This is a genomic window from Acidithrix sp. C25 (assembly GCF_904848545.2).
In genome coordinates this window covers 1-12,537 of sequence record NZ_CAJHCI020000002.1, presented here as the reverse complement: position 1 = coordinate 12,537, position 12,537 = coordinate 1, and the positions used below count along the sequence as shown (strand labels likewise).

Below are 12,537 nucleotides of genomic sequence, written 5' to 3'. Positions count from 1 at the left end.
CACCACAACCGTGGTGTTGTGTCGTTCTTTGGGGAGATCCAAGAAGGAATCAGCGATCTCTAGTCAAGCTAACGAGAGATTCTTAGTAGATATCACTTCGTTGAATACCTCAATCACAAAGGGTTCTATATCTAAGACCACAGTTGTCTCAGAGCGTATCGGACGCATCAAGGCCAAGTACCCAAGTATTGCTTCCAAATACGAGATATCCCTTGAATATCATCAAGACCATGGCAAGATCATCAAAAAGAGACGCTTTGACAAAGTAATCAATCTTACTATTACAGAAAAACCCACTAAAGCCAAAGATGATAATCTCCAAGGAGCCTACGTCATAGACACCAGCCATAGCGAGCTAGATGCAGGTGAGATCTGGAATATCTATACGACTCTCACTAAAGTAGAAGATGCCTTTAGATCCCTCAAGAGTGATCTTGGACTTCGACCGGTCTATCATCAACTAGCTAGCCGAACTGCTGCTCACCTCTTCATCTCAGTACTTGCCTATCACCTCCTTAGTGCCATTGAGCTGACCTTGAGGCAAAATAACGATAAGAGAAGATGGTCAACCATCCAAGAGCAACTTAACAGTCACCGCCGAGCCACCATAGTTCTTACATCAGATAAAGGCGTCGTCTATCACATCCGCACTAGTGGTGTTCCTGAGCCGGTTCACAAAGAGATCTACCGTCTCTTAGGAGTTAGTGATCCCCTTAAACGGATAAAGACCATTGCGACGCATTTGTAGTGTCCCAACGTAAGACCACATACTCAACTAGCTGGGAGAATAGGTTGATTTTCGGAAAGATGGGCTAGCGCTTTGATGTAACGGTGACGCCAGCTGGTGGCTATATCGGGGAGTGAGCCGTAGGTATACCCATTTCGTTTGCGAGGCCGCCCCGATAAACCAACCCGAAGGAGCGCCAGCTGGCCTTTCGGGAAAGCCGTTGGCACGAAGAGCTGTATTGCTTGCAGTGAGTGAGTCAAAGTTAGGTGAGGGTGGAGTAGGTGTTACCAGAACCCTCCCTAACTGGAGCGAAGATGGCCTAAGGATTCGAACTAGAAGCTACAGTCGCCGGTGACGCAAGAGCAGTGCCGCTCCCGGCGAACGCTACTAATAGCCCCCGGATAATGGCAAACTTCATTGATGACCCCCGCTGATAGCATCTACGAGAAGTCTCGTCGGGTATTGAGATAGATGTTAACGCTTGAGAGTGCGGTCTGTCTGGATAGTGAAAAGATCCAGTAGGTTGCCTTACTCTACCAAGGGACCCGATGCGGCTTCTGTCCCCAGGTAATGTTGGCACTTAGCGAAACCGATTGTCGTTACCCCGTCAGAACCGCACTTTAATCTTGGTGTTTTGCTCTTCGCAACCAGGACAGCAATGGTCAGGCGATCCATTGGCACCGAAGAACACGTTGGTAGTGTTCGGGTACGAACAATGAGATCAACACGGTCAGCCAATGCTTAGGGGGATCTCTATGTACGCTTCACCCAACTTTTCACCCAACAATTGTGTCCGAGAACGTCCGACCCAGTCCGAGGTTGTCTCACCGCCCTTGCCGAAACGCCTCGATGAGCTGCAAAAATGAGACGTACTCGGACATATTGACTTCCAGTTCGGACACTTTGTGAACACCTCATAATCCCTTGGTTGTGGGTTCGCATCCCACCGGGCCTACCAGGTCAGGGCATGTTTTAACCCTGCGGACTAGCTGGAAAACCCGACAAGCCACACAAAGTGGCTATGGTGTCAGCGAAATGGGGGCTCCTTGCGACCCTGGGACCTTTGCAATGATTTGGTTCTCCATACGTGCCACTTTCGGATTATGAACGCTTGTCTCATTTCCACTCCGCTCGATCTTCTCGCACTTCAGGTGGATCACATGGCGTTCATGACTCTATACGAGTTATAGGTTACCCGCCCGTAGTGGCAGGGTCGGAGTCATCAAGCTTGACGGGGACCCATCCATGCTGAGCGCATCTGAACTGGAAAGTCCGAACAGGAAAGTATTTGCGGTGACCAAGTGAGGCTCCCGAACCACTTCAACCGTTGGCCCGGTTCTTACCCACTTCACTATTTCGGTGTCCGGCGCTGGGAGTCGTGGCGCGGTTGCAAGACTCCATGTGGCCAATGAAAGAACATCGATCAAGGAGTTATGGAGAACCTTCCGGAGCTCCTCAGGGCGAGGGGAAGATCTTCCTGTCAATTGATGAGCGCGTTTGGAGTCTGTCAGTCGGACCAAGGCGTCAGTGTGACTATCGCTAATAGCTTCGATTATCCGAGTTACGGCACTGTGTGGATTGGAACTATCAAAGGAAGCAGTTGCATTTGCGTACATTTTCGGATACTGTCCAATACCCAGGGTGGAGCCAATCAAGATACCGGCCAAAGGTGCGCGTCGTTCTACCCGGCGAAAGACATCGCTCTCTTGGATCTTCGGCGTCTTAATTCTTGGTTATGCACTTTTTGATAATGGAGGCTACCCGACTAGGGTTACCCCTTCAGCAACACAGCCTTACCAACACGGCCGGTACATCTGCCGTTGTCTCTGTGGTCAATATCATCCGGGAGCACTTCCTAAAAGTATTAATCATTGGAAGCACCAGATTTAATCGGCCCTGATGAGTTTGATCAGGTGGCGGTAGTCTTGTGTCTCAAGTCTCTTATTGTGGACAATCTCAAGCAAATCGACAATTTTGATCAAATGGCATTTGATTGGCTTTACCTAGTTTTTGTCAGTTATTTTGTCGAGATCCGATTCGTGACCTTGCTTTGTGGCAATTCATTCGAGTTGAATATTGTAGTTTCCTACAGCTTTGGCAAAGAAGCACTCACGAGTTGACTGAATACTACGATGTTGGATTCGTAACTTCCCGTAGCATGATCGAAGGTTCCACCGCAGGTAACTAGCTGAAGTGAGCGCGTGCCGTTTGAACCATAGACCAATTGATCGGGGAATGACGCTTTTGCATACTGGACGACTTTGGTAACTTCAAAGTTTGTTACAGTACCATCGGCTAGCACCAGTGTGATTGTGTCTCCGGCAACAAGAGATTTCAAATTGAAAAAAATACCAGGTCCGAGGTAGGAGTCTACATGGCCAAGAATAACTGATGACCCAATCTGCCCTGGTGTAGGACCGTAAATAAACCACCCTACCGTATGGGAGTTTGTAGGCACCATGACTTGGTGATTGGCCTGTAGTCCTAGCGTCCCGACATAGGTGTTAATGCCAATTGCCGGGATTGTGAGTTGGACCGGTCGAGCGCTCGGAATGGTCGCAAATTTAGAGGCCACTCTTTGCGGTCGTGGTGCGACCGCCTTGGCAATTACCACTTTGATTGGATCCCTCGTAGGCAAAGTGCCAACGAGGGAAACGACACCAATTGTCATGGCAACTGTGGCAATGCCCCACCAGATCCATTGACGAAATGAGTTTTTGTTTTGAGATATCCGATGGGCCGATCTACTTTGTTTAGCCATGTTGATGACGGGACCGCAAGGCAAACCCCGCCGCACCTAGGGCGATGATGATTGCGCCGAAGCCGATGATTCCCAATTGCATAGGACTGTTACCTGCAGTTCCACCTTTTCCGGTAGCAGGTGCACCTACAGGAATAACCCCGGATGCGTGCGCGGCAATTGGAGTAATTGTTGTAGCGGTAGCGGGTGTAGTTGTTGTAACGGTAGCGGGTGTAGTTGTAGTACTAGCAGCAACTGTAGAGGTGGTGCTCGAAGTTGTGGTGCTCGAAGTTGTGGTCGTCGTAGGAGCCGTGGAGCAAGTCGGTATCGTGATTGAATTGGATTCGAGGGTTACCCCTCCGGTTTGGGCGAAAATGCGCCCGTTGACGGTTGCCCCGGTATTTAGGGTCACTGAAGTCAGTGCCAATATGGTTCCTGCGAAATTCGTAGTTGTACCGAGGGTCGCGGAACTACCAACTTGCCAAAAGACGTTACATGCCTGTGCTCCATTTTCTAACACTACATTACTGGATGAAGCTGTCGTAAGGGTTGAGCCACTTTGAAAGATAAATACGGCGTTGGGGTTATTGCCAGCGTTTAGGGTTATTGTCCCTGTTAGGTTCAGAGTCGAGTTGTTATATGCCCCTGGCGTAAATGTCACTCCACCTAAAGTTCCGGCTGCTACGGTTGTCGCGCTTTGGCTTGCTGCAATGCCGTATGCGGCTGTCGCAGCAGTCTGTGCAGCTAGCGATGCTGAGTTATTGGCGTTGGTTGTACCTGTGTCGGTACCGGGTGGAAAACCGGTTATTGATGTGCCTGGAGATAGTCCAATATCTCCACTTATGACCGATGACCCGGTATTGGTAATCGTCGAACCCGCCACGACCGCATACGACGTAGCCGAGCCAAGGTTGAGAGCGGTCGCAGCAAATGCGGGGCTACTAGTTGAGGCCGTGAAGACTGCGAAACCCAAGATGCTCACACCCAGTGCGGTGAGTTTGGCGTGACGGTGTGGTAATCGTCTTGTTTGTCTGTTTAATCCTCGAACCTTCCAAAAATTAACAGGAGAAGAAGAGCCATTAGGGGCTAAGGGGGAAGTACTCATAGGATGCATCGCCTTCGGATCGAATTAAGTTCAACATCGACGATGTTGAAAATCGATTTCATTGACTCTAATAGTACATCAATTTAGGATCAATTACTTGAAATTGATAAAAGAGTTTCTAATTGTTCGAAATATCATAATTCGTAGGCCATTGTTTCGCAAGGCTGCAAATTCATAATCTTTTCAAACAAAGAATCGCCTACAACCTAAGGTACCTTCGAATTGAACGGGAGCATATATCGCAACAGCCGAAACTTGGAAGTTGGCAGATTGGTGACGTCAATATGCCAACAAATAGAAGGCGGAAGATGCCCATTTAAAAATGAGCCATATCGTCAAGGTGCGAACATATAACTTGTTGTTTATTTTGAATATCGTTAATATTTTATTGAAATTCCTTTGGCGATAGGCCAGGGGTAGATCAAAACCATCGTTTATATCGTGTTGATAATAAGTATTTTCTCATAAATGTTTAACTTTTATGCGATTGACGTGCCGTGTGAATTCGAGCGATATTTTTCGAATATTTTGGCTTGGTTGCCTGGCCTAAATGATCGAATGCTATTTTGTTGGAGGTCTAAAGTTTCAGAGCTTAGCTATAGCGATTTATTTATTTTCTGTCAGATCCTAAAACGATATCGCTTTGAGTCCAATGCTAAGCGACAGATTGGGCCTTTTGGCATTGGTTGTTAGAGGCTCTCCTTGAAAGCCGGCGTATCTAGTGGCCGTTTGAAGTATTGCCATGGATATGTTGTTCCAATCCACGTCCATCCATGGGCCTCCAGTCGCTTTCGATTTCCTGGAATTGGGAATCCGTCACGATGGTGCTCCCATTGCTGGTCGGATTTTTCAAGAAGGTGATATAGCCAACCGTAGCTAATCGAGTGCCACCCGTGAGCGCCAGCATCGGCTAATTTGGCCATCTCATTTAAGGCGGTAACTGGCTTTAGTAGTCGTTGGGTTGCACCTACTACCGGTGTCTTCGTAACCCTATAACGTTGCTGAGCAGCCTGTTTGGTGACGCCTAGCTGATCTCCAATCTCACTCCAGCTAACGCCTGCGTGGCGAGCTGCCAATACCGCTTGGGATAGAAGTTCTTGAGAGTGGTCTAAGCCGACCTGAGTTGCTGCGATTACTAACTCCGAAATAACTTCATCCTCTCTAGTTTTGTCTCGAATTGCGCTGTTTATGGCTTCTGTGATTGATTCACGTATCTGCTCGGCTACATGGTCGTCGATTTTTTTCATCATACCGTCAATTATAGATTGACAGATTCTATTTGTCAATCTATAATTGACGAACCATTTGGAACCCTTGACTCTGCTCTGATAGGTGATGTTGTGTTGTGTGGCGCTGATTTTACGGTCTTTGATTTCGGTTGGAGGTCAACAACTTTTCGGGCAGTATGACATTGTTATTGAGTGCCTGGATTTTCTGAGGAAGAATTGATAGGTACCCCAGCAGGGTCTATGAGCCAACGATCTATTCGAGTGATATGGATTCGGGTGGGTCGTATTTAGATAGTCGAAAGGGTAAAAAGTAAAAAGCTTTTCGTTTAGCGAATTGGGAGGCTGGTTATCTGGAATTAATGTTACGTGAGGCAATTGGTAAGTTATTTTTATTCATTACAATAAATGAATTGCGAAATTATCGTAAAATCATAGGTTCTTTCAAATGTCTCTTGGGCTACACATTCCTTGGTGGTCGATGCAAATTGTAATTGACCTTCATGGTAACGAGGTAACGAGTGTGAGTGTTTGACTTTCGTCAGAGGTGAACGCTTCAAAGTATTCTTATTAATTTTGATTTAGATTTCTGCGGCTGAAATATTTAGCAGGGTTAGGTTGAGGAATTTGAGCACCGCTTTTGGCCCATGGTGCCATGTTATCTTGACGCTAACACCAATAAAATGGTCGAAGTATCCTGATTTTTAAGTGGTAACTTTATCCTTAGTGAGCTGGAGATACTGATTGTTTTCAGGCGTATATTTGCGCATTTAGATTCGCAGCTTTGATGTTGCATGTTTGGCATTGCATTTGATCGAAGCCCCCGTGTTTGATAACCCAACTTGTACGTTCGTATCGCCTAGATCTGGAAGTTTTCAGCATCTTTGCTTCATAAAGGTTGGCATCCTAGTTCGGAGCTCTAGTTGTCTAGCCCTTGCTGCAGAGCGCAAGATTTTGATTAAATGACTTTGACGATAGTGATGTAAGAACCGGGGGATTGCTTGGTAGCCCGCCGAGGTTTTTCGGTATTTACCAGAATGTGGCATTTGGCGGAATGCCCCTGGTTTTAGCCCTGGGGATATAGCGTCCCACCGGGGCGAAGCGCCTACAACTGTGCTCAAACATTGCGCTGATTAGCCACCTACTGCTTGATGATTTCTAGCGGGGTGACGAAGACTCCTAGTGACGAAGACTAAGTCTTAGCTACAGGTCTAGCGAGGCTGTGGCCAAGACTTAGCAACTCAATGCGCAGCCTCAGAGACGACCAAGCTTTGATCTACTTTGACGAGAGGATCGATGCCATAGTGAATATTCCACAACTGGGGATCGACACTAACGAGGAGATGGAGTTGATTGGCCATGGTCTAAAGTCCACTTTGGCCCCTTCTTTGGCCCCTTCTTTGGCCCCTTCGTGATGCAAAGCTGAGTAATGATTTCCTCGAGCTAAGGCTCGATGAGTGCCTTACTTTAGATCATCGTCGGTAATTGATCTGTCGTACTTAGAACATGATAAATACAGCGCTAGACAATTTTTTGTTATTGGGTTGTTATTGGGTTTGATCTCCATATGAGCAAGCTATACACCGAAGTGTTATCACGCAAACTTGGCTCTTCCGCCATCTGGTACAACTACCGATTGCCTATTTCTAAAGATGCTGGGTCAAGACTGCAAGCCTAACGAGACAGTGCTGAATGAGAAAGTGCCTAACGAGACAGTGCTGAATGAGACAGTGCCCGATGGGTCTGGAGCCGCTGTGTTCAAGAGTCCAAAGCAGCCTTTAGCACATCTACTCCTGAGAACAAGATTAGTGTGGGCCGGCAAAATTGTGTAAAGACCCCACCCATTGGCGATGCGAAAATGAGTGTTTGCCAAATGCTTCCTCAGTTACCCGGCAACAGACCATTTGAGACTTCGGACAAGCCAGGTCAAAGGCTTTCAACCGCACAAGGAGTGGATACCCCTCAAAGAACAGAACAAAAGGAACAGGACAAACCCGATCACCAGATCAACAACAAATAGGCATAACCTCTTACAGTTACATCTGGCTGGAGGCAATATCGTCCACCCGGTCTGGTCGCGTCCTTTTTTATCTGAGCCGTCTTTTCTAAGGAACTTTTCAAGACGGAGTTGGTGATTGGTGAGTGAGCTTCGTCATCTAAGTGAAACACGAGCCACTCCCCAAGAACGGAGCGATCATAGGGATTGATTGGGTAGTAAATGAGATTGCTACCATAACAGATGACACCTACGACTTTCCTCATCCTGAAAGACCAAAAACCTCCCAGATCCCTCTTTCTCGCTATCAACGCAAGATGGCTCGACGTAAACCCAGAGTGGACGATCAACTTCTAAGGGCCACCGATGCGCCAAGAAAAATATGCCGCCAAGACTTATCGCAGCGTCGCACAAAAACGACAAGTTGAATCATGTAACTACGCCAAGTTATTTGTGATGAACCACGACCAGGCCGCCATGGAAGAGTTAGAACCAAAATCTCTCACTAAGACAACCATGGCTAAGAAGAAAGATGATGCTGTCATAGCGTAGCCAAGAGCAGACCGGATAGCGTAGCCAAGAGCAGACCGGATAGCGTAGCCAAGAGCAGACCGGATAGCGTAGCCAAGAGCAGACCGGATAGCGTAGCCAAGAGCAGACCGGTGTTTATATGAATTAGAAGCACGCTTCAGGCCCACAACCCCTCCATCCAAGGTAGACGACTATCGGTTGCTTCAGCTGCACTGCGAGAACCAAGCACTCGCTTAGCATTGTCCCAACGAACCTATTCCTGTTATGTTTGTGGGTTAGGAAATTCAAGGGACAAGAATTCTGCGGCCATGACAGTCGTCTGGGCTGGTTTGAATGCGGCTGGTATTGATGGCATAAGAGCTGAGTGTCCGCTGGGCATTCAAGCAGCCTGAGCCAGGAATCACCCGTATATCCGTGGGGTGGTTCAATGTTGCTCCAAGGTTCATTTGATTATCGTTTGTTTGAGGACTTTTAGGGATAATTCCTTTGCGTTAGATAACCATGGAAGATGAGGGTCAAGATCGTCTAGATCTTTGGATTTTATAGTTTTGTCCACAAACCTATAATTGGCTGCTGACAATTAGATAGCAAAACGTGCGATCTGAATATTGTCCGCAGGCGACACCCCCTACAAATATACCGCTCATCAGGGATTATCTCGTACGAGAGTTATGTCCGCCATTATTTATTCCACAGTCGGTTATGATTGTTTGAATTGTTAGAGTTCATCGGTACCCTTTGTTGGTGAGCGTCTTAGGAGGAGCACGTAGTTGGCGGATCTAGGTGGCGCTAATAGGCGTGTCTACCCTTCCAGCTCTAAGAAGATAAGAACCACGAGAGCCAAACGGCTTCGAAGATCTGCGTTCATTGTTGGATTTTTGGTCTTGGTGATTTTGCTTGGTGCGCTGGGCTCGTTTGTATACGGGCAGTATCTTTTCTCGAAAGTCAAGAAGGTTAGTGTTTCGTCAGAGCATGTTCAAGTTGCGGGACAACCGTTAAATATCCTGCTCATCGGTAACAACACTAGAACTGGCTTGAGTCCATCTGAGGTCGCTGCTTTTGGCTCTTCGTCTCAGGTTGGCGGTGGTCGTGCGGATGTGACCATGATTGCACATTTTGATCCGAAAACCAAGAACGTCACTCTGGTCTCGATACCTAGAGATCTTTTTATGCCAATCCCAGGGACGAAGAAGCTGCAGCGTGTTGATGCTGCGCTAAATCCCACTAAAGCTACCGGCACCGCTGAGAACCCGAACCAATTGGTTAAGACAATCGAATACGACTTAGGTATTCCGATCCAGCACTATGTTGAGTTGAATTTTGATTCCTTTCAAGGAATAGTCAATGCCCTTGGCGGAATCAAGATGTATTTTCCTATGCCGGTCAAGGATGCGTATTCGGGTTTGAACATAACAAAGCCCGGATGCATTACCTTGAATGGCTTTCAAGCACTTGAGGTAGTGCGTGCACGCCATTTACAATATCAATTGCCCAATGGGACTTGGGGATACGATGGATTGGGAGATCTGTCTAGGACTCGACGGGATCATATATTTCTTCAGGTTCTGGCTTCTCAGGTGAAGGCTTCGGGGATTACTAATCCAGTTAAAGATCTATCACTTTTGAAAAATGTGCTTCCATATTTAACTATAGATAGCCAATTTACTGAATCAGAGATGCTTTCGCTGATACTTACTTATCGTCACGCGAACCCAGCCGCAACGCCAACAGGCACTCTTCCGGTTGCCTTTGGTCCGGCCTCTGGATATGTCTTTGATGGCACCAATTACGCATCGATCGTCCTGCCACAGGAGCCAGCAGACACAACTATGTTGAAGAATTTGATCGGTTTAGCTCAGCCGAAGATTACTCTATCGACTGTTAATGTTACGGTGGTAAATGGATCCAACTCTGCGGGCGTTGGTTCGACTATTTCAAGTGGCCTTGCCGGATTGGGCTTCAACGTATCTAAGGCGCGGGCAATCCCTCCTAATGCAAATCCCGTTGAATCGGTGATTTACTATACGCCTGGCAATTTGGCAAAGGCGGAAGCTCTCAAGGCAACTTTGACAGGCGAGGTCATAATGGGCCAAGTTCCATCGACCGGATATTCGACTCCGCTGGAACTGTTGGCTGGAGACCAGATCGCAGTTGCGGTTGCTCCTGTAACACCGTCTTCCACAAAGAACCAGCCATCGAGTAGTACAACTGCTACTTCATCAACTTCCGCATCGTCGCCTTCAACGACGATAGCTAGCATTACTGGTGCAACTCAAGTTAATGTATCCCAAAAGCCCCAGCCCTGGGATCCCAGGGCATGTCCGGCCTGATTTCGCTCCATAAAGACTTTGGATTTTTACTTCAATAATTCAGGTTTTCTCGTGGGCTTTTAGGATGCACTTTGATTTGGAGCTAGGCCATGGAGATATTGTGCTCTCAGCGTCGGTGAACGTTGTTAGAACCTGTGACTTTGAACTGTCAAAGGTCACGATCGTTAGTGGGCGGATTTGGAGCACAATCGGCTCCTGATCTTATTGAGGTGAGTGATTCCGAAACGTGTAGGGTATTTGGCTTTTGTGGCAAGTTGCCAAAGAGCCTTACTGCTGTCCCGGTTTTTTGGAACCTCTGGGCTCTCTAGGGAAGCTTCACATAAAACGGGTTTCTCGGATTGTTAGTTCTTTTGAATTTGCAAAATCTGATTTTAAGGTCACGGCTAAGGAGTCACAAATTTAGAAACATTGTTGACTCCTGTAACTTCAAAGAAGTACTTTTGTCCGCCTCCTCCTGGAGCTGCGGAACCAGAGTCGCCCTGGTTGAAGCTCAAGAGGGCTCCGCCAGAATTCGCAACGCAACCTACTTGGGCGATTTTGAAGATACCCGCATTGGACGGAGTTGTCTCTTTGTAGAGCGTGCCTTTTAAACCGGCGATAGTGCAACTTCCTGATGGTTCAACCTTCACCCCGGACGCCTTTGTGAGGTCGAAGAATGTGTTAGCTGCAGCAATTATCCCTTGTTGTTGAAAATACGTCGGATTTAGGGTGATTTTTTGTGATGCGAGATTGCCGAGCACTTCATAGGCCTGGCTATTGATTAGGTATGTGTGAGTTGTCCCTAAAGATATTTCAAAATTACTTTGACTGTGGATTTGGCCCGTCATTGTCAAGGATGCACTCCCAGTCCCTACGGTCATGGTATAGCTGTAATTTGTGAGACTGGTTAGACGATTTAGAGACGGTAGTGTCGTGCTTGTAGCGGCTGAAGTCGAACCGCTTTGATTGGCGTTGGTAGTCTCTGAGGTTTTAGGCGTTTGGCTAGATGTGGAAGTAGAAGTTGATGAAGCTTGGGCACATCCCGTAAGAATGACTGTTGATGCTATTGCAAAGCTCAGACCGGAGAATATTTTTTTTAGATTAAATGGGTACGTAAATGGGTACATTAAAATTTATTTTATCATTTTGTTTTGAAGATAGATACGAATTATCGAAATTAATTGCCAACAGATAGAAAATTTTACTTAAGTAGTAATCCGTTGGAGAAGTATCATCGGTTACCTTTGGGGCTTATTTTTTTAATTATTTTTTTTATGGATGTTTAGTTTATTTCGCGATCAAAAAGATGTTGCTTGGCTGAGGTTTTTTTTTCTCAATATTGTTGTAGCTGGGGTATTGTTTTTTTTGTAATTTCGAATCGTTAGGTTCAAAATAGTTGTTTGAACTTTAAACATCAAGGCGGTAAATAAAATTAGTTTATTCCTATTGATTTGTATGTCTTTTGATCCTTTCAATAAGGGTGTTAGATTTTTTTACGCTGGTGGGTTTGAAATTCTTGGAATAGACCAGCGCAATTGTCATGTTGGTGATTTGAGAAATTGTTTTTGTTGATGTACTAATTTGAAAGAAGAGGGTCAATATGGAAAGTTTTGAGGTGCCAACTATTGTTTCAGCTGGCTCTGATGATCCTAAGGCACCGTTAGTCATTTTATTACATGGACGGGGATCGACCGAGACCGAGATCATCACCTTGGCTAGCTATCTTCCCAAAGGGGTTCGCTATGTGGCTCTGCGCGCTCCGATCGCTGAAGGCGCTGGATATGCATGGTTTGCCAATAAAGGAATAGGGCGTCCGCTTCCAGAATCGATTTCGAAGACGATGGGCTGGTTCTATGACTGGTTGGATGGATTTGCTGATCATTTATCGAAGATAGTTTTGATC

General features: G+C 46.6%; 11 protein-coding genes. 6 read left to right on the top strand and 5 right to left on the bottom strand.

Annotation, left to right across the window (positions count from 1 at the left end; all coding sequences use genetic code 11):
- Positions 1-16: 16 nt before the first annotated feature.
- Positions 17-748, top strand: a complete 732-nt coding sequence (locus ACIDITHRIX25_RS93355) for an IS1634 family transposase (RefSeq protein ID WP_201732982.1) — start codon at positions 17-19, stop codon at positions 746-748.
- Between the two features lie 112 nt (positions 749-860).
- Complete coding sequence (locus ACIDITHRIX25_RS93350) at positions 861-1,082, top strand: hypothetical protein (RefSeq protein ID WP_152626202.1); 222 nt, start codon at positions 861-863, stop codon at positions 1,080-1,082.
- An 829-nt stretch (positions 1,083-1,911) separates the two neighbouring features.
- On the opposite strand, the gene ACIDITHRIX25_RS93345 is transcribed toward ACIDITHRIX25_RS93350, so the two are convergent.
- The 4 genes from ACIDITHRIX25_RS93345 to ACIDITHRIX25_RS93330 all read right to left on the bottom strand — a co-directional run bounded on the left by ACIDITHRIX25_RS93345 (position 1,912) and on the right by ACIDITHRIX25_RS93330 (position 5,822).
- Positions 1,912-2,343 carry a hypothetical protein gene (locus tag ACIDITHRIX25_RS93345; protein WP_201732981.1) on the bottom strand — a complete coding sequence of 144 codons (432 nt, stop codon included), beginning with the start codon at positions 2,341-2,343 and terminating at the stop codon, positions 1,912-1,914.
- 470 nt (positions 2,344-2,813) lie between these two features.
- Complete coding sequence (locus ACIDITHRIX25_RS93340; protein WP_201732980.1) at positions 2,814-3,512, bottom strand: class F sortase; 699 nt, start codon at positions 3,510-3,512, stop codon at positions 2,814-2,816.
- Positions 3,481-4,572: an ice-binding family protein gene (locus ACIDITHRIX25_RS93335; protein WP_201732979.1), complete on the bottom strand. Its 1,092-nt coding sequence runs from the start codon at positions 4,570-4,572 to the stop codon at positions 3,481-3,483. Before ACIDITHRIX25_RS93335 ends, ACIDITHRIX25_RS93340 begins: the two co-directional genes overlap by 32 nt.
- A 689-nt stretch (positions 4,573-5,261) precedes the next feature.
- The gene (locus ACIDITHRIX25_RS93330; protein WP_201732978.1) at positions 5,262-5,822 is read right to left on the bottom strand and encodes a hypothetical protein; all 561 of its coding nucleotides are present in this window, start codon (positions 5,820-5,822) and stop codon (positions 5,262-5,264) included.
- A 1,220-nt stretch (positions 5,823-7,042) separates the two neighbouring features.
- On the opposite strand from ACIDITHRIX25_RS93330, the gene ACIDITHRIX25_RS93325 reads away from it, so the two are divergent.
- From ACIDITHRIX25_RS93325 to ACIDITHRIX25_RS93315, 3 genes are all read left to right on the top strand, one after another.
- Positions 7,043-7,213 (top strand): hypothetical protein, encoded by a 171-nt coding sequence (locus ACIDITHRIX25_RS93325; RefSeq protein ID WP_201732015.1) that lies wholly within the window; start codon positions 7,043-7,045, stop codon positions 7,211-7,213.
- 947 nt (positions 7,214-8,160) lie between these two features.
- Positions 8,161-8,346 (top strand): hypothetical protein, encoded by a 186-nt coding sequence (locus ACIDITHRIX25_RS93320; protein WP_201732977.1) that lies wholly within the window; start codon positions 8,161-8,163, stop codon positions 8,344-8,346.
- A 749-nt stretch (positions 8,347-9,095) separates the two neighbouring features.
- Positions 9,096-10,655 carry an LCP family protein gene (locus ACIDITHRIX25_RS93315; protein ID WP_201732976.1) on the top strand — a complete coding sequence of 520 codons (1,560 nt, stop codon included), beginning with the start codon at positions 9,096-9,098 and terminating at the stop codon, positions 10,653-10,655.
- Between the two features lie 383 nt (positions 10,656-11,038).
- On the opposite strand, the gene ACIDITHRIX25_RS93310 is transcribed toward ACIDITHRIX25_RS93315, so the two are convergent.
- The gene (locus ACIDITHRIX25_RS93310; protein ID WP_201732975.1) at positions 11,039-11,761 is read right to left on the bottom strand and encodes a hypothetical protein; all 723 of its coding nucleotides are present in this window, start codon (positions 11,759-11,761) and stop codon (positions 11,039-11,041) included.
- Between the two features lie 473 nt (positions 11,762-12,234).
- Here ACIDITHRIX25_RS93310 and ACIDITHRIX25_RS93305 point away from each other — a divergent pair.
- A partial coding sequence (locus tag ACIDITHRIX25_RS93305) for an alpha/beta hydrolase (protein ID WP_213333432.1) occupies positions 12,235-12,537 on the top strand: 303 nt, incomplete at its 3' end.

Bases quoted from the DNA above. Each gene is read 5' to 3' on its own strand.
- ACIDITHRIX25_RS93345 (WP_201732981.1), bottom strand. From the start codon at position 2,343: ATGTACGCAAATGCAACTGCTTCCTTTGATAGTTCCAATCCACACAGT.
- ACIDITHRIX25_RS93335 (WP_201732979.1), bottom strand. From the start codon at position 4,572: ATGAGTACTTCCCCCTTAGCCCCTAATGGCTCTTCTTCTCCTGTTAAT.
- ACIDITHRIX25_RS93330 (WP_201732978.1), bottom strand. From the start codon at position 5,822: ATGATGAAAAAAATCGACGACCATGTAGCCGAGCAGATACGTGAATCA.
- ACIDITHRIX25_RS93325 (WP_201732015.1), top strand. From the start codon at position 7,043: ATGCGCAGCCTCAGAGACGACCAAGCTTTGATCTACTTTGACGAGAGG.
- ACIDITHRIX25_RS93320 (WP_201732977.1), top strand. From the start codon at position 8,161: ATGCGCCAAGAAAAATATGCCGCCAAGACTTATCGCAGCGTCGCACAA.
- ACIDITHRIX25_RS93310 (WP_201732975.1), bottom strand. From the start codon at position 11,761: ATGTACCCATTTACGTACCCATTTAATCTAAAAAAAATATTCTCCGGT.